The 20710-nt window shown below is 53.4% G+C and carries 17 protein-coding genes; 7 read left to right on the forward strand and 10 right to left on the reverse strand.

Annotated elements, in window-relative coordinates:
* Positions 1-55: 55 nt before the first annotated feature.
* From FGB90_RS16190 to FGB90_RS16200, 3 genes are all read right to left on the reverse strand, one after another.
* On the reverse strand, positions 56-1375 hold the full coding sequence (locus FGB90_RS16190) for an aspartate aminotransferase family protein (RefSeq protein ID WP_138811898.1): 1320 nt from the start codon (positions 1373-1375) through the stop codon (positions 56-58).
* A gap of 140 nt (positions 1376-1515) precedes the next feature.
* On the reverse strand, positions 1516-2910 hold the full coding sequence (locus FGB90_RS16195) for a YjiH family protein (RefSeq protein ID WP_438502708.1): 1395 nt from the start codon (positions 2908-2910) through the stop codon (positions 1516-1518).
* A gap of 250 nt (positions 2911-3160) precedes the next feature.
* A complete protein-coding gene (locus FGB90_RS16200; RefSeq protein ID WP_138811899.1) occupies positions 3161-4591 on the reverse strand; it encodes an amidohydrolase family protein in 1431 nt (476 codons plus the stop codon).
* A 202-nt stretch (positions 4592-4793) separates the two neighbouring features.
* Here FGB90_RS16200 and FGB90_RS16205 point away from each other — a divergent pair, with 202 nt between their 5' ends.
* Positions 4794-5687, forward strand: coding sequence for an EamA family transporter (locus tag FGB90_RS16205; protein WP_138811900.1), 894 nt, complete (start codon positions 4794-4796; stop codon positions 5685-5687).
* A gap of 229 nt (positions 5688-5916) precedes the next feature.
* Here FGB90_RS16205 and FGB90_RS16210 read toward each other — a convergent pair whose 3' ends face one another.
* The 4 genes from FGB90_RS16210 to FGB90_RS16225 all read right to left on the reverse strand — a co-directional run bounded on the left by FGB90_RS16210 (position 5917) and on the right by FGB90_RS16225 (position 9010).
* Positions 5917-6525: a flavin reductase family protein gene (locus tag FGB90_RS16210; protein WP_246056218.1), complete on the reverse strand. Its 609-nt coding sequence runs from the start codon at positions 6523-6525 to the stop codon at positions 5917-5919.
* Positions 6526-6530: 5 nt separating this feature from the next.
* Positions 6531-7145, reverse strand: coding sequence for an alpha/beta hydrolase (locus tag FGB90_RS16215; protein ID WP_138811902.1), 615 nt, complete (start codon positions 7143-7145; stop codon positions 6531-6533).
* A complete protein-coding gene (locus FGB90_RS16220; RefSeq protein WP_138811903.1) occupies positions 7145-8092 on the reverse strand; it encodes a ring-cleaving dioxygenase in 948 nt (315 codons plus the stop codon). The genes FGB90_RS16215 and FGB90_RS16220 overlap by 1 nt, the downstream gene beginning before the upstream one ends.
* 108 nt (positions 8093-8200) lie before the next feature.
* Entirely contained in the window at positions 8201-9010 is an 810-nt protein-coding gene (locus FGB90_RS16225) for a GNAT family N-acetyltransferase (protein ID WP_138811904.1), read from the reverse strand.
* A 231-nt stretch (positions 9011-9241) separates the two neighbouring features.
* On the opposite strand from FGB90_RS16225, the gene FGB90_RS16230 reads away from it, so the two are divergent.
* Both FGB90_RS16230 and FGB90_RS16235 read left to right on the forward strand, forming a co-directional pair.
* The gene (locus FGB90_RS16230) at positions 9242-10504 is read left to right on the forward strand and encodes a cytochrome P450 (protein ID WP_138811905.1); all 1263 of its coding nucleotides are present in this window, start codon (positions 9242-9244) and stop codon (positions 10502-10504) included.
* A gap of 174 nt (positions 10505-10678) precedes the next feature.
* Positions 10679-10960, forward strand: a complete 282-nt coding sequence (locus FGB90_RS16235; RefSeq protein ID WP_138811906.1) for a hypothetical protein — start codon at positions 10679-10681, stop codon at positions 10958-10960.
* 50 nt (positions 10961-11010) lie between these two features.
* Here FGB90_RS16235 and FGB90_RS16240 read toward each other — a convergent pair whose 3' ends face one another.
* Positions 11011-11262 carry a BhlA/UviB family holin-like peptide gene (locus FGB90_RS16240; RefSeq protein WP_171051883.1) on the reverse strand — a complete coding sequence of 84 codons (252 nt, stop codon included), beginning with the start codon at positions 11260-11262 and terminating at the stop codon, positions 11011-11013.
* A gap of 129 nt (positions 11263-11391) precedes the next feature.
* Here FGB90_RS16240 and FGB90_RS16245 point away from each other — a divergent pair, with 129 nt between their 5' ends.
* On the forward strand, positions 11392-12360 hold the full coding sequence (locus tag FGB90_RS16245; protein WP_171051884.1) for a nuclease-related domain-containing protein: 969 nt from the start codon (positions 11392-11394) through the stop codon (positions 12358-12360).
* Positions 12361-12538: 178 nt separating this feature from the next.
* On the opposite strand, the gene FGB90_RS16250 is transcribed toward FGB90_RS16245, so the two are convergent.
* Positions 12539-14395, reverse strand: a complete 1857-nt coding sequence (locus FGB90_RS16250) for an ABC transporter ATP-binding protein (protein ID WP_138811909.1) — start codon at positions 14393-14395, stop codon at positions 12539-12541.
* Positions 14388-16118 (reverse strand): ABC transporter ATP-binding protein, encoded by a 1731-nt coding sequence (locus FGB90_RS16255; RefSeq protein WP_138811910.1) that lies wholly within the window; start codon positions 16116-16118, stop codon positions 14388-14390. Before FGB90_RS16255 ends, FGB90_RS16250 begins: the two co-directional genes overlap by 8 nt.
* 346 nt (positions 16119-16464) lie before the next feature.
* On the opposite strand from FGB90_RS16255, the gene adh reads away from it, so the two are divergent.
* From adh to FGB90_RS16270, 3 genes are all read left to right on the forward strand, one after another.
* A complete protein-coding gene (gene adh / locus FGB90_RS16260; protein ID WP_138811911.1) occupies positions 16465-17985 on the forward strand; it encodes an aldehyde dehydrogenase in 1521 nt (506 codons plus the stop codon).
* 510 nt (positions 17986-18495) lie between these two features.
* Positions 18496-18858: a DUF779 domain-containing protein gene (locus FGB90_RS16265; protein ID WP_138811912.1), complete on the forward strand. Its 363-nt coding sequence runs from the start codon at positions 18496-18498 to the stop codon at positions 18856-18858.
* A gap of 124 nt (positions 18859-18982) precedes the next feature.
* Positions 18983-20641: an acyl-CoA dehydrogenase family protein gene (locus tag FGB90_RS16270; RefSeq protein ID WP_138811913.1), complete on the forward strand. Its 1659-nt coding sequence runs from the start codon at positions 18983-18985 to the stop codon at positions 20639-20641.
* Positions 20642-20710: the final 69 nt, after the last annotated feature.

Consider the following 20710-nt stretch of genomic DNA (forward strand, 5'->3'; position numbering starts at 1 on the left):
AGTAACTTTTTACCACTTACAGTTGCGCGGGAAACCTGAAAAAAAGACACCTGTATTATACAGATGCCTTCGTCTGGCTTTCTTCATGCACAGACAGCGCTTTTTCAAGCATGTCCAGTCCTTCGTCGATCTGCTCTTTTGTAACGGTAAGCGGCGGGATCATCCGGATCACTTCGCTTGCGTTGCCGCAGAAATAGAACAGGACACCGTTTTCCAGGGCTGTGTCGAGAATGCTGAACATGGCGTCACCATCAGGAAGACCGGTTTCAGGATCGACAATTTCGATGCCGATCATCAGACCCTCCCCGCGGATTTTACCGATGCACGAGTGGGATTCCTTTATCTCTTCGAGTCGTTTTTTTGCGTAGGACCCGAGGGTTCTGCTGTTTTCAAGAAGGTGTTCCTCTTCGATTACGTCGAGGACGGCAAGGGCGGCTTCGCAGGCGATAGGATTACCGCCGAAGGTTGTCCCGTGACTGCCCATCGGCCATTTTTCCATCAGTGCCTTCGGTGCTGCGGTTGCACTCAGGGGCATGCCGTTTGCAATGCCCTTGGCAATGGCCATAATGTCCGGCTCGACGCCGAACGTCTGGGCTGCGAACATTTCACCGGTTCGGCCGAATCCGGTCTGCACTTCGTCAAAAATAAGGAGAAATCCGTAGCGGTCGCAGATTTCCCGGACTTTTTTCAGCCACGAAGCCGGCGGAATAATGTAGCCCCCTTCCCCGAGCACCGGTTCAAGAATGACGGCTGCCACTTCATCGGCAGTGACCTGGTGTTTCAGAAGCTGGTCGAAATCGTGCTCGAGTTTATCGATGACATACGCTTCCGGGTCGGCACCTTCAGGGCAGGAGGAAGAATCCGCAAACGGCACCTGAAACGTGCCGGTGTGAGGCTGAAACTTCCGGTATTTTGCCTTGGAGGTACTCACGCTCATGGCTCCCTGGGAACGGCCGTGGAAGCATCCCGTAAACGAGACAATGTAGGGGCGCTCGGTCACGTGACGGGCAAGCTTCATAGCTCCTTCGATCGCTTCCGTCCCGCTGTTGGAGAAAAAGAAGCAGTCGATCTCTCCCGGCATAACGTCGGCGAGGCGATCGGCCAGCGTCAGAATCGAGTCGTACATGATAACACCGGATGGCCCGTGGGCAAGGTGGTCGGCGCCACGCTTGATGGCGTCCACCACTTTCGGATGCCGATGGCCCACGTTTGTCGTGGCAATGCCGGACGTGAAATCAAGATACGTCTTCCCATCGGCGCCGTAGTAATAGCAGCCTTCTTCCTTTACCACCGGCAGATTCGGATGGTCCTTTGCCATGCTCGGTGCGAGGCGGTCACCCATGTTGTCGTATTTGTGTTTCCAGCTGAATGTCATGGTGTGTCTACTCCTTTTTTGGATTTTGGTTTCTAGTATTTATGATGATGGTTTCTTGTCCTTATTTCAATCTACTTGTACTTAATTTAATTTTCTTGTCCTTATTTCAATTTACTTGTACTTAACCCACTTCGCGCGGTTTAGAAGAACAGCCAGTGCGCCATGAGGGCGGCGATTGGCAGCGTTACGAGTGTACGCTGGATAAAGATAACCGCGAGTTCCCACAGCTTGAGGGGAATCTTGGAGCGGATGAGCAGGATGCCGATTTCGGACATGTAAATGAGCTGGGTCAGAGACAGAACGCCGATTACAAAACGTGTAAGTTCCGACTCAATGCCGCTTCCGATGACGGCCGGCAGGAACATATCGGCAAATCCGACGATGACGGCCGGTGCAGCTGCTTCTGCTTCCGGAATCCGGAGCAGTTCAAGAAAAGGCACGACCGGCGTTGAGAGAATGTCAAATACCGGTGTGAACTCGGCGATAATGAGTGCCGCGGTTCCGAGCACCATCACGAGCGGCAGAAGTCCTGCCCAGATATCGATTACGTTACGGACGCCTTTCATGGCAACGGCTTTCGGGCTGGTCACCTGTTCAGCTTTATCGACACCCTGTTTGACTGCCCACTTAAAAGTGGACGTATTTTCAGGTACCGATTCGTTGATCTGCTGTCCTGCAGGCTCGTAGTACGTGTCTTTTTTAAGAGAGAGCGGCGGAATACGCGGGCAGATGATCGCTGCGGCGATTCCGGCCACAACTACGGTGAAGTAGAATTCGAGAAACATATGTTCAATACCGATGACGTTAGCAATGACGAGACTGAACGCGATCGAAGCAATGGAAAAGTTCGTCGCCACCACTGCAGCCTCTCTTCTGGAATAGTAGCCGCCTTCGTACTGCTTCGTTGTAAGGAGTACCCCTACCGTACCGCTTCCCATCCAGGATGCCATGGCGTCAACAGACGATCGTCCCGGCAGTTTAAAGAGCGGATGCATTACCTTTCTTACAAGTGTACCGATAAAATCCATCAGGCCGTATTCGAGCAGAAGCGGCATGAACAGGCTCGCAAACAGGAACCATACGGCCAGTACAGGGAGAAGGTCGTAGAGCACGACTCCGCCGGTAAATTCGTGACCGACAACGGCAGGTCCCCACTGCATGAGAGTCATGACGCCGGCGATGGCACCGAGAGCTCTCAGTGCGGCCCACAGCGCAGGCACTTTAAAAATGGCAGAGACAGCGGGATAGCGTTCCGTGGCTGTCTGCGGCAGCGCTGACCAGATGATCGTAAATACTGCCGATAGAACAAGTACAGCTGTCAGTCCGGGTACGAGATACGGACCGGCTGCCTGCTGAAGGGCGTCAGCCATGAGGCCGAGGCCAATGGTGATCGTCCCGTCTATGCTGATCGGAATCAGGAAAAGAAGGATCCCGATCATGGAAGGAATGATAAATTTTGCATAATGTTTAGCTGTGTACTCTTTTTCATTCAAATCCGTGTACGTCTGCTGGTTATATTCGTAGGTCGTCTTCACCGTTCTCTCTCCTCGTGTATATTTAGTCTTAAAAATTAATAATTATGATTGCGTCTGATAGTTTATAATACTAGCACGTCTGTGTATTAAAATACAACATGATATTTCGGTTTTTCTCGAAAAACCGCGAAAAAACATGATTGCGAACCTCGCAATATACACGAAAAGGTTTATTTATTCATAAAAAAAGAGAGGTCCCCTCTCGGAACCTCTCTATCTCTGAATTTCCAGTATTCTCTTATACGATCCCTTACAACATGCCTTCCCTGACCATTTCCAGAATGTCACTGTCGGCTTTTTTTAGATCGTCTGCGGCGCGCACGCTTAAGTCATCTGCTGCTTTCTGTGCTTTTTGCACAGCTTCTTTTGCGTCCACGGTCTGAATCTGACGGTCTTCCATGACGATTGTGCCATCGATGATGGACATTTCCACCTCGTGTCCCCGCGCGGAATATACGAGATTGGGAACGATATTTCGGATCGGGTCTGTGAGAACCGGGAACAGGGACGGCTGTTCCCCGTCAATGACAATCACGTCTGCTTTTTTCCCCGGAGAAAGGCTGCCGATCTCGTTTTCCAGGCCGAGCACCCGCGCACCTTCAATCGTTGCTGAGCGTAGGGCGAGCGTGGCATTGAACACAGTCGGGCTTTTCCGCTTTACTTTGTTCAGAAGAGCGGCCATCTTCATTTCATTGAACATCTGGTTGCAGTTGTTACCCGGTGCCTGATCGGATCCGAGACAGGCGCGGCCGCCGTTTTCAAGGAATGTGAGCATCGGCGGTACCAGGCCGTCAATGATGCCGATGCTGCCGGCACAGTAAATAAGTCCTGCTCCGCTTTTTGCAACGGTTGCCGTTTCCTCGTCCTTAGCTTCAGTCAGGTGAACAGCGAGGAGCCGGTCGTTCAGAAAGCCGTGTTCCTCCAGAAAAGGAATGCTGCGTTTTCCGTACCTTTTTTCCATCTGCCCGATTTCACGGTCGCCCTGGGCTACATGCATATGAAGTTTGGTCCCGTGTTCTTCGGCCAGATTCTGCATGTCTTTCAGGAGCTCCAGGCTCATCATGTCCGGCCCCTGTGGACCTGACAGGGCAACAATTCTGCCTTTTTCACGAAACGGGTACTTTTCGAGAAGTTCCACGTTCCGCTGCCTTTTTTCCTCGCCGACTGCCGTATCGAACGGATAAAGATCCCCCACTTCAAGCTCGGCAATGGTCTCCGGCATTTCATTCACCATTTCGGTAACGACGGCACGGGCACCGATCCGCTCGTAATTTTCCGCCAGAGTGGGCATATGATCGTTGTAATCCCCAAACGTCGTGGTGCCGGCCTGAAGACCTTCAATTATATTGACCATGGAACCGAGCTTTTTATCCTCTGTTGTAAGGTGGCGGGCAAATGGCCAGATCCCTTTCTGCATCCAGTCGTTCATATCCTGGGCTACACCCCGGATAAGCGTGAGGCCGGTATGCATGTGGGCATCTATGAAGCCGGGCATGACAATTTTTCCGGTGCCGTCAATCGTCCGGTGTGCGGTAAAATGGCGGGTTATCTCGCTCGTGGGACCGGCCGCTGCGATGGTACTGCCGGTGATGGCAATGGCCCCATCAGGTATGTAGCCGACACCTTTTCCTTCCATTGTGAGCAGGTGTGCTCCGGTAATCATGAGGTCTGCTGTTTTCATCTGGTATCACTCCTTGAATTGTTCTGCTGTGTTGACAGCATGGGCTGCACTTTTTAAAATAGATAAAGAGATACTGAACTAAAACCTCCCGCGGACCGGGAGGACGTGGATTTTTCTAAGAGCAGATGACTCTTACTTTTCGCCACACATCCGTAGGCTGGGTGTGTGGTTTTTATATGCCTTTTTATGGAGGGAAATCATAGTGCGAAACTGGCTGTATGCCCTGCTCGTGTTTACGGGCGGGTGCTTTCTTGGTGCATTATCAACAAGTGTGAAACTGGCTTACGGGGCAGGCTTTTCGATTCCCCAGATTACAGTGAGCCAGTTCTTTTACGGCACAGCCCTCATCTGGCTCGTGTGGCTGTTCAGCCGGAAGAAGCGGCTGACGCTGAAACAGACCGGGGTACTCCTCGTTTCAGGGATTCCGATGGCTTTGACGGGGACATTTTACTACTTCTCCCTTCAGACCCTAGATGCCTCCCTTGCGATCATATTTCTGTTCCAGTTTGTCTGGGTAGGTGCGCTGTTTGACTATGTGTTTTTCCGCAGGCGGCCGACGGGGCAGCAGTGGGGAGCAATTGCGGTGCTTCTGGCCGGATCCGTGCTTGCGGTTGGTCTTTTGACTGATGGGGTACAAAACCTTTCTGTTCAGGGAACTGTTTTCGGTCTTTTGTCGGCGTTTACGTTTACATCGTTTGTTTTTGTGAGCGGTAATGTCGGGAAAGACGTGCCTGCGGTTCAGAAAAGTGCTGTGTTTGCCCTTGGCGGGCTCATTTTTGTATGTATTGTTTTCCCGCCGTTTATCGTGTTTGAAGGTGCCGGGGCGTTTGGGGCGATCACATGGTACGGTCTGTTTCTCGGGCTGTTCGGTGTGACGCTGCCGCCGCTTCTGTTTGCCATCGGCATGCCGCGGATCAGTACCGGGATGGGGACAGTGCTGAGTGCTTCCGAGCTTCCGGTAGCGGTCGTCCTGTCGGCTGTTGTGCTGAGAGAGACAGTGGGCCCGGTGCAGTGGCTCGGCGTGGCGGTCATTCTCATTGGGATTGTGGCGGGAAATGTACGGCTTCGCAGGCGGTGTGAAGTGCGGACGGAGTAACACTTTTGCGAAGACAAGTCAGAACGGATTTTCTGAACAAAAGAGCGGAGCCGCCCTTTAATAAAGCTCCGCTGCACGCCGTCCGTTCGCTTTCCGCGGCGGTGGCGCTGGCTGCCGGCAAGCGTCCGACTGCAGCTCCTTTCAACTAAAGTACCGTGCGTCCACAATATCCAAAGAAAAGCACAAAAACCGCCGGGTCCCGTCAGACAGGGGAACCCGGCGGTTTTTGTTATTTCGGACGGTCGATGGAAAAGATTTCGCCAAGGGGGGCGTAGTCTTTTCCGCCGAGGCGTGCAACCGGCTTAAGCAGATCAGCCTGGACGCTGCCCTTGCCATCAAGCAGGCTTTCGTCCACGTGATAATGAACGATTCTGCCGAACACGACGTCCGTCTCTCCTTCTTTTCCAGTGAAGGTTAAGTGTTTTTCCAGCCTGCATTCAAAGCGGACCCTGGCTTCTGCGAGGCCCGGGACGTTTACCGCTGTACTTTCCACAGGCGTGAGGCCTACTTTTTCCACTTCGCTTTCATCAGGAGGCAGGTTTGCTGCAGTGGCGTTCATTTCCCGTACGTTTTTCTCGTCGGTTACGTGAACGACGAACTCGCCTTTTTCAACGATGTTCCGCGACGTATCCTTTTTCGAATCGCCCCGCTTGCCGATGGACACCATGAGAAGCGGCGGATCGGCGGAGACGACGTTAAAGTAGCTGAACGGGGCGGCGTTAAGGACCCCTTCATCCGACACGGTTGTTACAAAAGCAATCGGACGCGGCACGACTGTTTCCGTAAGAAACCGGTAGTTTTCCTTTTTTGATAACGATGCTGGGTCGATTCGTTTCAAAACAGTTACTCCCCTTTCGTGACATGGCTGTACCATGAAGCGGCGTGATCAATTTCGTCACGTGTAAGCTGGTGGCCCTGATCGGCCCAGAAAACCTTCACCTCTGCGCCGGCTTTCTTGAGCGAAGCCTCCAGCTCCTCCGTTTCTTCAGGGGCACAGATTGGATCATTCTTGCCGGCGCCGATAAAGACCGGTGTGCCGTTCATTTCCGGCAGATCAATGCCGCGTCGGGGCACCATTGGATGAAGAAGAACAGCCCCGTGCAGCACATTTTCGTAGTGATAAAGGAGGCTTCCTGCGATATTGGCGCCGTTGGAGTAGCCGACTGCGATCACTTTATCCCGGTCAAAGCCGTGTTCTTCTGCAGCATCATCAAGAAAGTTTTTCAGTTCCTCAGTACGGAAAATGAGGTCCTCTTCGTCAAAAACACCTTCACGAAGACGGCGGAAAAAGCGGGGCATGCCGTTTTCCAGGACGTTTCCCCGGACGCTCAGCACGGACGCTCCCTCGTCAATCATCCCTGCGATTGGCAGCAGGTCCCGCTCATCTCCTCCCGTACCGTGAAGAAGCAGCAGCGTATACGGATTGTTTTCGTCTCTTTTTTCAAAAATACTCTTCATTACTGATCACCTCTGTGTGCAGGATTGGTTACTGGAATCACAATGTTTTCGATTTTTTCCCTGGACGGCTCAAGCCATGGCGGAAGCTTCAGCCCGGTGCCGAGGCGGTCTTCCTCTTCGTCCCACAAAAACCCCGGCGGATCGGTGGCAATTTCAAAGAGCACGCCGCCTTTTTCCCGGAAGTAAACAGCCTTAAAATACTGGCGGTCCATTACTTCGGTGACCCGAAAGCCCGCTTCCTGAATGTGTGAGCGCCATTCGAGCTGGTTCTCATCATCTTCAGCGCGCCAGGCGATATGGTGAACCGTGCCGACGCCGTAGCCGCCTGACTCGGTGACGGAAGTATCGATGTCGATCACGCTTCCGAGCGGGGCCTCTGAGCGGTAACGGACAAAATGCCCGTCATCGCCGACTTTTTCGAGACCCATAACGTCAGTGAGGAGACGGCCTGTCGCATCGGGATCGGCGGTATAGAGTACGGCGCCGGCAAAACCTTTGATCGCCTCGGCGGATGTAATTGTGTCGTACGTCCAGTCGCTGGCCTCCCCTTCCTTCCGTGCGGTAAGTTCAAGTTTCAGGCCGTGGGGATCTTCAAACGAGAGTGATTTTTCACCGAAGCGTTCGGTTTTGGTAACGGCCACGCCTTTTTCTTCGAGTCGCTTTTTCCAGAACGGCAGTGCGCCTTCCGGGACAGCAAACGGGGTCACGCCTACCATGCCCGTGCCGGTTTTACCCGGTGCTGCTCCCGCCCATGGAAACGTAGTCATAATAGTACCCGGAGCCCCTTCGCGGGTGCCGAAGTACAGGTGATATGTACCCGGGTCGTCGAAGTTCACGGTTTTCTTTACGAGCCGGAGCCCGAGGACGTCCACGTAAAAATCGAGATTTTCCTGGGGATGCCCGACAATAGCGGTAATATGGTGAATGCCCTGAATCGGCTTTTTCATCTGATGGCCTCCTTTGTGGCTGAACCGGTGATGCTGATTTCAGCGACGCTTTCAAAAAGTAAGTGAAAACTTTCTACTATGATATACCCGTTCGGCACCATTTTCAAATCATTTGTCTGCAGATTCCCAGACCGCTTTCGTGTAAAGCGTCTGCAGGCCTGCTTTCAGCATATTACGGTGGCTGCCGCTGCCGAACGAAGCCTGCCCGGTGAGTACACGGCAGCCTGATTTTTCCGCTTCCGCACGTCTTGCATCGATCAGCGCGGTGTGAACGCCTTTCTGCCGGTATGCCGGCAGTGTCCCAGCCGCGGCCAGCACCCCTGTGTCACCGGTTATGTAAAGCGATGCGATACCTGCCGGTGCTCCTCCGGCTGTGGCAAGGTAAAAATACCAGCCCGCCTCGTCGGCCAGTGCACGGTTATTTGCCGTGATTCCATCCACTGTAAATGGAGGCATGCCGAACGCCTCCGCGTAAAACTGGCCGTAGAGGTCAAATTCCTCTTTATCCAGGCTGCGCACCTCTACGTTATTTGCCGGCCGACTGGGGACGCTCCGCTCGACCCTGCCTTCGAGACTCGTATGAAATCCCGTCTGCAGAAACCCTTTTCGGTGCAGTGCAAAACACAGCTCCCTGCCCGAATCTGCAGGTGTGAGCTCAAAGCGGGGTGTGATCCCCTTTTCCCGGTAAAAACCGAGGATGTCATCGAGAGCATCAAGATCGCTGCTGTTGAACCCTTTTACCGTGTTATAGGAAGGGCCGGGTATGTTTTTCACTGCAAACGCCACTGTTTTACCGAATCTCTTTATTTCGCATCCCATCGGGTTACCTTCTCTTTTTCCCATGCATTCAAGCCGGCTCAGTGTCATCTCGATCTCGGCCTGCTCTGTCTTCAGAAACCTCTTCGTCGTCACCTTCATTTCCCCACTCCTTCTGTCAGTGTTTACCTTACAATTTCGTTCAATTCCGCCAGACTCCTTCAATCTCATTTTCCGCCCGGAAGATTTCCAGTTTACACGGGGTATGGCGGCGGGTATTAACTAATCAAAACAGGAATACTACGGAGGCCGGCGGAGATACATAAATAGGACAGACAGGGGATACCTCCGCAGATCTACTACTAAATAAAGATAAAGGAGCGGTTTATTTATATGAACGTTAAAACGCCTGTCCCAAAAGAGAAATCGTTAGACAGTACACTTGCACTCATAAAAGAGGGCTTTCATTTTCTCCCGTCGCGGCGGAGTGAACTCGAGTCGGATATTTTTGAAACGAGACTTGTGGGCAGTAAAGCGGTGGTCATCTGCGGGGAAAAAGCAGCCGAACTCTTTTACGACGAAGAGCTGATGAAACGTGAAGGGGCGGCGCCAAAGCCGCTGGAAAAGTCACTGCTCGGTGAAGGCGGCCTACACGGGCTTGATGACGAGGCTCACAAGCACAGAAAACGGATGTTTCTGGCCATGGTCACACCGGAGCGACTGGAGGACATGAAGCGCCTGGTGCGGGCAGAACTGGAAAAAAAGGCGGAACAATGGGAACGAACGGATGAGCCGGTCGTTCTGTTTAACGAAATGAACGATGTCCTCGCCGTAAGCGGAATGCGTTGGGCCGGGCTGCCGCTGGAAGATCAGGACATAAAACAGCGGACACGCGAGCTTACCGAGATGGTGGATTCGTTCGGAGGATCCCTTTCCCGATTCCGAAAAGGTGTCAAGTCCCGCAAAAGCCAGGAAGAGTGGCTAATGGGAATTATCAAAGCGGTGCGTAAGGGCGAGCTGAAGCTGCCGGAAAATACACCTGCCTACATTACTGCCACACAGCGGGATATAAACGGAAAACTGATGCCGGTTCATACGGCCGCCGTCGATCTCAACAACTCCTTCCGCCCGCTGATGGCGACTTCCTACTTTCTCACGTTCGGTGCAGCAGCCATCTACGAGCACCCTGAGACGGTGGACAAAATCCGCAAAGGTGGCGATGACTACATCAAGATGTTTTCACAGGAAGTGCGCCGTTTTTACCCGTTCGTTCCGGCCATGGCCGCCATTGCGCGAAAGGATTTCAGCTGGAACGATTACAAGTTTAAAAAAGGAGTCAAAGTGATTCTCGATATTTTCGGAACAAACCGGCACCCGGATTCCTGGGACAACCCTGACTCGTTTATCCCCGAACGTTTTGAGAACTGGAAAGAAAGCCCGTTTTCCTTCGTTCCGCAGGGAGGCGGCGATCACCATATGGGACACCGCTGTGCAGGCGAGTGGATGACGGTACTCGTCATGAGGGAAGTGTTTAAGTTTCTTGCCGAAAAGGTTACTTACGATGTGCCGGAACAGGATTTAAGCTACGACATGCACCGGATGCCGACTCTTCCGAAAAGCGGTTTTGTAATCACGAATGTGAAACGGAAAAAGTGACGGTGCTGACTGAGGTTAGAGCGGATTAAATGGGGGACGTATTGATTGTTTTTTCAGGCAGGCCCGGGTTGATTCCCGGGCTTTTTTGTGCCGTTTCGGCCGGTCAGGTGGTATAATCTAGTCACCTGTACTTTACATATTTTAGCAGAATAACGTTATGAGGAGCTGATGTTGTTGCATGCCCGTGCACTTCCGACCTGGTTCTGGGTTTCCCTTATTCTGTTCGTGGCGCTTCAGTGGCTGATGATTCCTGTGCTTCAGATCACCGGTGCAGCTCACGATGTGGTCATGGCCGGCATTCTCTTTGTCACGTTTGTGATCTGGCCGGTTTACCTCGCGGGGACAATTGTTATTTTGAAAAAAGTAAAACAGTTCAGTACGGAAGGACTGATTATCGCCGCTGTTTTTCTTATGATTCCGCCTTTTACGTTCATCCCGGTTTTTACTGCTATGTAGAAGGGAGTGCGCCGGTTTTCTTGTAGATAATGGGGCGGCGCTCCCGCAGGCTAATCCCGCTTCTTGTACAAGTATTCTTTTAAGTCCTCTTTAATCTCCTGGACGTCCTTCTGAATTTCATTGAGCTCCCGCAGGCTCTCCGACTGCTGTTCAATGACGGAAATGTAGCGCTTCTCGCGCTCATTGTTCATCGCCATCACCCAACGCACGCCCCATACGGCGGTGCCCAGAAGAACGATAAACAACAATCCGAAAATCCCCACTCCGGACTGCATCCCATAGCCAAAAAGTGAATCCCACATGACGTGCCCTCCTCTATAATTGTTTTGGCAGAACACTAATAGAGTATGTCGGACAGCCTCCATGTTGCGGGCTGAACCCCTCCAATCCGGCAAAATAGTAGAATATGAATGGAAGGAATGACCCCCCCGATGATGCTAAAGCCCCGAAATTTTCCTCTTTGGCTCGATAAGCTTGAGGCGCTGAAAAGGCGGCTGAGCCCTGATCACAGAAGATTTGCCGACATCACCCAGGATCATTATTACAATAAGGCCGGCTGGCGCGGTGAAAAGGAGCTTGATTATCAGCTGGATTACCTCGTTGCTGCAGAAGATTATGTGATACTGCAGGACCTCCGGCTCAAAGGGCAGCTCGGCCGGGAGTTTCAAGTCGATACGATCATTATTTTTCGCTCTTTTATCGTTGTAGTTGAAGCAAAGAACTATAGGGGAACATTATACTTTGATCAGGCCCACAATCAGCTGACCCAGACGTATGAGAACGTGGAAAAAGGGCTTCCTGACCCGATCGCGCAAGTTAAGCTCCAGACTCGGCACCTCCACTTCTGGCTGGCCGAACACGGCTATCCCCCTATCCCCATCCACTACTTTATTGCCATCAGCAATCCACGTACGATAATTAAGAGCTCACCAGGTTATACCGAAGCCATCGATCGGGTCATACATGCCCAGCAGGTTAACCGCAGGCTGAGTGAACTTCAGTTAACGTTTAGGAATAGCGTGCTCAGCTCAGCGGAACTGCAGAGGATTGGGAATGACCTTATAGCAGCTGACCAGCCTTATGACAGGAATATTCTTGAGTTTTACAAGATTGATAGAAACGAAATTCTTACAGGAGTGCCATGCCGCGAATGTAAGTTCATTCCTATGAAACGTGTCCATGGAAGCTGGGCTTGTAAGCGGTGCGGAGCTGCGTCTATGGATGCCCATGTGCAGGCATTGAAGGAATTTTCACTGATATTTGGGGAAAGGGCTTCGAATCGGGAGCTTCGCTGGTTTCTACAGGCCCGGTCGCCCCATGTGGTGAAACGGTTAATGGAAAAACTCGATGCAGATTGTCAGGGAGAAGGTAAAGCGAGGCGTTTTATTCTGAGATTTTGACGTAATTTTTCCGGTTCGCTACGTTCAGGGACGATTTCGCTACGTTGGGCCGGGTGTTCGCTACGTTCACAGGCAATTTCGCTACGTTGACCCGGGTGTTCGCTACGTTCTCCCTCATTCCACCACCACCCCAACCTAAAACACCCCGCACCTCCAAAAACGGTGCGGGGTGTGTTGATCACGAGCTGGGCTGCATTTCCTGCTTCAGCTGGCTGTGATAGAGGCCGTGGTAAAAGCCGCCTTCCTCAAGCAGTCCCTCATGGGAGCCTTTTTCCACGATTTCGCCCTGATCGAGGACGATAATCTGGTCCGCCTGCTGTATCGTGTTCAGCCGGTGGGCGATGACGAAACTCGTGCGCCCTTTCATCAGACGCTGGAGCGCCTCCTGGATTTTAATTTCGGTTACGGTATCGATGCTGCTCGTCGCTTCGTCCAGAACGAGGATCGACGGGTCGGCGAGGATTGCGCGGGCAATGGCCAGAAGCTGGCGCTGTCCCTGACTGATTCCACCGCCATCGACCGAAAGCTTTGTATCAAAGCCGTCCGGAAACTTCTCGATAAACGAGTAGGCGTTGGCCAGACGTGCAGCCTCCTCCACTTCATCATCCGTCGCATCGAGCCTGCCGTAGCGGATGTTTTCCCGGATGGTGCCTTCAAACAGGAACGAATCCTGAAGCACGAAGCCCATCTGCCGGCGCAGATTTTCCCGCTTTACGGTCCTGATGTCACGGCCGTCGATCGTAATTTCACCTTCGTCCGCTTCGTAAAAGCGGCTGAGCAGGTTAATGAGCGTCGTTTTTCCGGCTCCGGTCGGTCCGACGAAGGCGACCGTCTCACCCGGGGATGCGGCAAAGCTCAGGTGACTGATCGTGCCGTCGTCCCCGTCGTAGGAAAACGATACGTCCCGGAACCGCACTTCGCCTGTGACATCATGAATTTCCCCGGCATCCGCTTCGTCGCTCGCCTCCTCTTCCTCATCGATAATGTTGAACACACGCTCGGCACCGGCCACCGCCGACAGGAGCAGATTAAACTGGTTCGCCAGGTCGTTAAGCGGGCGGGTAAACTGCCGTGCGTATTCGGCGAAAATGACGATCACACCGATCGTGATGCCGCCGACGCCATTCAGCGCCAGCACTCCCCCGATAAAGGCGATTACAGCAAAACTCAGGTTGTTGAGCATGTTCATGAGCTTTGGAATGAAACCGGAAAACGTCTGGGCCCAGAATGCCGTGCCACGCAGACGCCGGTTTTTTTCCATAAATTCCTCGATGACGCGCTCTTCCTGGGAGAAGGTTTTTACGATGCGCTGGCCGCTCATCGTTTCCTGGATGTAGCCGTTCAGCTCACCGAGGTTTGTCTGCTGGGCTTTGAACAGTTTTCCCGTACGTTTGGTGATCCACTTCATCCCGAAAACCATAGCGGGCACGATGAGCATCGTCACAAGTGTAAGAAGCGGGCTGAGCCAGAGCATGACGGCCACTGTCCCCACGAGAGTCAGCACACTGGAGACGATCTGGATGACCGAGCTGTTGAGCGTGTTACTGACGTTTTCCATGTCGTTGGTGACCCGGCTCATGAGGTCCCCGTGCTGGCGTTTGTCAAAAAACGGCACCGGGAGCTTGTGAAGCTGGCGGAACAGCTTCGTCCTCATGTTGAACACCGTGTCCTGGGCGATGCGGATCATCCACATGTGCTGCTGCCAGACCGACAGGGAATGCAGGAGATAAACGACCGCAAGACCGATAAGCATCCAGCCGAGGGTGCCGGCATTCAGATCGACGATGTAGTTATCGATGGAAAAACCGACGAGAAACGGACCGAGCAGGGCCATGGCGGAACTCACAAAGATCATCAGCAGAACGTAGGTGAGCATCCCTTTCCGCTCGGCGAGGTGACTTCCGATCCGGCGCACCGTTCCCCAGAAGTTGTCGGCTTTCGGCTTCTGGAACGAATACGCCCCTGATTTGCCCTCTTCCAGCTTGTTGAGATCCACTTTTTTATACTGAAACGGCTTTTTCAGTTCTTTAAGCATGTTTCGGACCTCCTTCACCGAGCTGGGATGCGTAGATCCTCTGATACAGCGTCGAGTGGGCCAGAAGTTCGTCGTGTGTCCCTTCAGCGGTAATCTGACCGTCCTCAAGGAGCAGAACTTTGTCCGCGTTCATCGTTGTGCTCATTTTCTGAGTGATCAGCATCGTCGTGCAGTCATATCCGGAAATGGCATCTAGTAGTCGCGCTTCCGTTTTCATGTCCAGAGCGCTGGTGCTGTCGTCGAGAAGGAGTATTTTCGGCTTCCGGACAAGGGCCCGCGCGATGGATAGACGCTGCTTCTGGCCGCCAGAGAGGTTGACCCCTTTCTGACCGAGCTCCGTCTCGTAGCCGTTAGGGAGCCCTGCGATCGTGTCGTGAATCTGGGCGCTTTTCGCCGCCGCGACGATCTCCTCCATCGTGGCGTCCTCCTTGCCCCAGAGAATGTTATTTTTGATCGAACCGGTAAAAAGCATCGCTTCCTGGGGCACGAATCCGATCTGTTTTCGCAGGCGCTCCATCGTCATCCCGCGAATGTCGCGGCCGTCAATAAATACGGTCCCGCCGGTCACATCATAAAGGCGGGGAATGAGCTGGAACAGCGACGATTTACCGGAACCGGTGGCACCCATGATGGCGATCTTTTCCCCGGGATTGACCTGGAACGACAGATCCCTCAGTACAGGTGTCTCTGTTTCAGGGTAGTGAAACTGCACGCGGTCGAATGCGATTTTTCCATCGTAAATCGTCCGCTCGCTGTCTGCGTCTTTTTCGTCACGGAGATCAACCTCTTCCTCGAGTACTTCGCCAACCCGCTGGGAAGAAGCCTTCGCACGGGAAAAGATCATAATGATCATGGAAAAGACGGTCATAGCACCGCTCATCCGGGTGGCGTAGTTGACGATGGCCACCACTTCCCCGACGCTTGCGCCCTGAGTATTCACCTGGAAGCTGCCGAACCAGAGGACGGCCATGATGCTCAGGTTCATAATGAGGAGAATGATCGGCATCGTAATTTCCACGGTTCGGAGCGCTTTCGTCGTCCGGTCGCGGAGCTCACCGCTCGCTTTGGTAAACTTCTTGTTTTCGTGGTTCCTGCGGGTAAAGGCCTTGATCAGGCGCATACCGGCCAGGTTTTCCTGAACCACGCCGTTTACCCGGTCCACCCGTTTCTGGACTTCCTTGAAGAGTTTTCCGGCCCGCTTCATGATCACAAGCAGGAATGTGAGAAGAAGCGGTACTGCCACTACAAAAATGAGGGCGAGAGTCGGGTTGACGATGAACGCCATCACTACACTCCCGATTACGAGAAGCGGCGCCCGGAGCATGATCCGAAGACTCATAAACAGGGTGTTCTGCAGCTGCGTTACGTCATTTGTCATCCTTGTAATAAGCGATGACGTCGGATACTTACTGAAATTTGAAAAGGAGAATGCCTGAATTTTACGGAACAGGCTGCTCCTGAGGGTGAAGCCGACACCCTGACTCGTGTGGGCCGCAAAGAACGAGTTCGTGATTCCTGCCGCAAAGGCGATCAGGGAAAACCCGATCATGATCGAGCCCCAGTACAGCACCTGGCTCATGTCCCCCTGCATAATGCCGTCGTCGATAATCCGGCTCATAAAATAAGGATGTAATAATTCCACCGCCAGCTCCACGAGCGTGAGCGCAAGGGCAATCACGATCGGGATCCGGTACGGTCTAAGAAAAGGAAAAAGCTTTCTCATGGTGACGCGCCTCCAATTGCTGCTTACTGCATCTACAAAGAAGTCTATGCCTGTTCCAGAATTTTCAGAAACATACGGACGTAAACTTCTTCGTTAATCTAACGAATCTTCTCACTATTTTATCATAAGACGAACTGTTTCGGGTAACGAATTACTCATCCAGCCCCTTTCTTCCTTCATACCCTCACTACAATGAATTTTGTCCAGGAAAGACCGAATTTCTTTATCTGTACAGAATTTTCTGATAAAATACTTGATAACCGGGCAAAATATCCGGCCTCTCACCATGCCACGCCCTTTTTTGCAAGCGCTTACTTAATCATAAAAAGTACAAGGAGTGATGACCATGATCTACAGCAATCCAAACACAGAAGGCGCAAAAGTGAACTTCGAGTCGCGCTACGACAACTTCATCAACGGCGAATTTACCGCACCTGTAAAAGGGGAGTACTTCGAAAACGTTTCTCCTGTCACAGGCAAAGTGTTCTGCGAAATTGCCCGCTCATCAGAGGAAGACGTGGAAAAAGCCCTGGACGCAGCCCACGCAGCGAAAAAAGCATGGGGTGAAACATCTGTTACCGAACGGGCCAAAATCCTCTTAAAAATTGCCGACCGTATGGAGGAGAACGCCGAAATGCTGGCCGTTGCGGAAACATGGGATAACGGGAAGGCAGTCCGTGAAACGCTGAACGCCGATATTCCGCTGGCGATCGATCACTTCCGCTATTTTGCCAGTGCGATCCGCTCCCAGGAAGGAACAAACAGCCAGATCGACAACGATACGGTGGCGTATCACTTCCATGAGCCTCTGGGCGTTGTGGGCCAGATCATTCCGTGGAACTTCCCGCTCCTGATGGCCACGTGGAAACTCGCTCCGGCACTGGCCACAGGAAACTGTGTTGTGCTTAAGCCTGCCGAGCAGACGCCGGCATCGATTTTTGTCTGGCTCGACCTCGTTAAGGATCTCCTGCCGAAAGGTGTACTTAATGTTGTGAGCGGTTTCGGTGTGGAAGCCGGGAAGCCCCTCGCCTCGAGCGACCGGATCGCCAAGATCGCGTTTACCGGGGAGACGACGACCGGTCGCCTGATCATGCAGTATGCGTCGGAAAACATCATCCCGGTAACTCTTGAACTCGGCGGAAAATCCCCGAACATTTTCTTCGAGGACGTGATGGATCAGGACGACGCCTTTCTTGATAAAGCGATCGAAGGCTTCGTCATGTTTGCCCTGAACCAGGGCGAAGTATGTACATGCCCGTCCCGCGCCCTCGTTCACGAGTCGGTGTACGACAAGTTCATGGAGCGTGCCATCGAGCGGGTAAAACAGATCAAGACCGGCAACCCGCTCGACACTGACACAATGATGGGCGCCCAGGCGTCACAGGAGCAGCTGGAGAAAATCCTTTCCTACCTCGAAATCGGGAAAGAAGAAGGTGCCGAGTGCCTCGTGGGCGGCGAGCAGGCCCAGCTTGACGGCGACATGAAGGACGGCTTCTACGTGAAGCCGACGGTATTTAAAGGGGACAACAAAATGCGCGTGTTCCAGGAGGAGATCTTCGGACCGGTGGTGTCGGTGACGACGTTTAAGACCCCTGAAGAAGCACTGGAAATCGCAAACGATACCCTCTACGGCCTCGGTGCAGGTGTGTGGACGCGCAACATTAACACTGCCTACCGCTTCGGACGCCAGATCGAAGCCGGACGCGTCTGGACAAACTGCTACCACGCCTACCCGGCCCACGCTGCGTTCGGCGGCTACAAGAAGTCCGGGATCGGCCGGGAAAATCATCACATGATGCTCAGCCACTACCAGCAGACGAAGAACCTGCTTGTGAGCTACAGCGAAGACAAGCTTGGGTTCTTTTAGAATCACGCTTTAACATTTTGGCTCTGTTAAATCTTAATGTTGATATTTAATAGTTGATTGGAGCGAACGCGCGACACTCCTGCGGGAACAGCACCAACGGAAGACCCCGCAGGGCGGTTTTCCCGAGGAGGCTGCAGTGGTGCCCGCGGAAAGGGAGCGCAGTGAGCGAAAATCAACAACGAACTTTAACAGAGCCAACAATTTAAGGACGGTACCTCCCAAGGGGCTCCCGTCCTTACTCTTATACGTTTTACCTTTAGCTGAATGACGTTTATTCGGAAAGTGATGTAGAGAAACTCCGCTTCACGCCGTCCGTTCGCTTTCCGTGGTGATGTCGGCAAACCTCCTCGGCTGCACGCCTGCGGGGTCTCGCCTGACCTCCAGTGCCGCAGGAGTCTCACTTCCGACGTGAAGCTCCGTATATAACCATATTTCATACGCCAAATCGGGAATTACCGTACCATGGGTGTCTCTTTTGATATCCGAATCAACCCCTGGAGGTGCATAACGATGGTTGAACGCGTCACTGCCACCGACAGTGCCCTGGAACTGATCGACAAGCTGAAAGACCGCCACGGTCCTCTCATGTTTCATCAGTCCGGCGGCTGCTGTGACGGCAGCTCCCCCATGTGCTACGCAGACGGGGAGCTCAAGGTTGGCCGCTCCGACGTGAAGCTCGGTGAAATCGGCGGCTCTCCCTTTTACATCGCCAAGGATCAGTACGAGTACTGGAAACACACCCAGCTCATTATCGACGTGGTTAAAGGCCGCGGCGGCATGTTCTCCCTTGAAGGTCCCGAAGGTAAACGGTTCCTCACCCGCTCACGGGTCTTTTCGGAAGAAGAGCGTGCTGAACTGCAGAAACAGGAATAGACCACCATTCATGTTCCCGGTATCTTTTCTTAAGGATGCCGGGGCTGTTTGTTTATGAAGGAATTCCCGCCCCGAAACCCGAATTTTACAGTAAACAAATATCGATCCGAAAGGAGTTTTTTTCATGCCTGTCCTCCAGCCCACACGTCAGAACGAAACACGGAATTTCTTTACAGAAGATCCCCTTATTCAGGAGCTCATCCGCACTCATCTCCCGCCGGATTTTGCTTCCTGGGCGGAAGCCGAACTCACGGAATTCGGCGGGGTGTGCGCAGGTGTCATTGACGAACGTGCCCGTCACACTGACCGGGAAGGCCAGCCCCGCCTCGTGCCGTACGACCGTTACGGCGATGAACAGTCCAAAGTTGAGGTGAACGAAGGCTACCGGCAGACAGCCGCCTATACATACGGCAAAGGCATCGTCGGCTACGTCCATAAAGACATCCCCGCTCTCGGCCGGAAGGGGAATTATTTTTACTCCTTTGCCCAGGGTTACGTTCTCAGCCAGTCCGAACCGGGATTCTACTGCCCCGTCACCCTCACTATGGCGACGGCCTACCTGCTCGACCGCTATGGCAGCACGGAACTGAAGGACCGCTTCCTCCCCCATGTCCTGTCTACCGGTGACACGGAGCTGTATGAGGGAGCCACCTTCCTCACCGAGCGTCAGGGGGGCTCCGACGTGGGCGCAAACGAAACACGTGCGGTTTATGAAAACGGGAGCTGGCGTCTTTACGGAGAAAAGTATTTTGCCAGTAACGCCGGTACGTGCGGTGTCGCCACCGTTCTTGCCCGTCCTGAAGGGGCGCCGGAGGGCTCAAAGGGCCTCGCTCTCTTTCTCGTGCCGTGGCACCGTGAGGATGGCGGCCTGAACAGCTTGAAAATCCGCCGCCTTAAGGACAAACTCGGCGTCCGCGCCGTTCCGTCCGGGGAAGTGGAGTTCAGCGGATCGGAAGCTTACATCATCGGGGAAAAAGACCGGGGATTCTACTACATGATGGAGGCCCTCAACCTTTCAAGGATCTGTAACGCCGTCGCGTCTGTAGGCATTATGCGCCGGGCTTACAGCGAAGCAAAGCGCTACGCAGAGGACCGGCACGCATTCGGCGGGCCGATCATCCAGTACCCAATGGTGCAGGACTCCCTCGTGAAAATGAACGTCCGCCTGGAAGCCCAGACCCGTGCCGTGTTCGAGCTGGTCCGGGAGTTTGACGAGTGGTACGCAAACCCCGAAGCTGCCCGCGACGACGGCATGCTCCGGCTCATGATTGCCCTTGTAAAAGCCGAAACCGCAGATCAGGCGATCCACTTTTCCCACGAGGCAATTGAACTGCACGGCGGAAACGGCTACATCGAGGATTTCGTTACGCCGCGCCTCCTCCGTGACGCCCAGGTTCTCACCGTATGGGAGGGCACGGCGAACATCCTCGGCCTCGAAGTGCTGCGCCTTTTCGGCAAATTTGATACAGCCACGGCCTTTCTCACCCGGATGCAGAACGAACTCGGTGAACTCGGAAAACAAGCGGACCCGATCCGCTACGGTCTGAATCGCTTGTCCGGGGAGTTGCGCGACCTGGCAGATCTTGAACCCGCCGAACAGACACGCGTTATCAAGCCGCTCCAGAAAAAAATGATCGCTCTCTATGAAGCTCTGACTCTGGCCAAAGCCGGCAGCTCCACCGCCCTTCGCATCTACGCCGATGCGTTTCTCCGCCCTCTTTTCGGTGAAAAAGAAGGCCGCTGGTCCCTTGAAGACGGCCAAAAGGTGCTGCAGGGCAGGTAAGGCGCCGCCGCGAAAGGATACTCGTAATGACAAGGCAGCTGGGGCACTCCCGTCCAGCTGCCTGTTTTG

Source organism: Alteribacter natronophilus (genome assembly GCF_006007885.1).
GTDB classification, from domain to species: Bacteria; Bacillota; Bacilli; order Bacillales; family Salisediminibacteriaceae; genus Alteribacter; species Alteribacter natronophilus.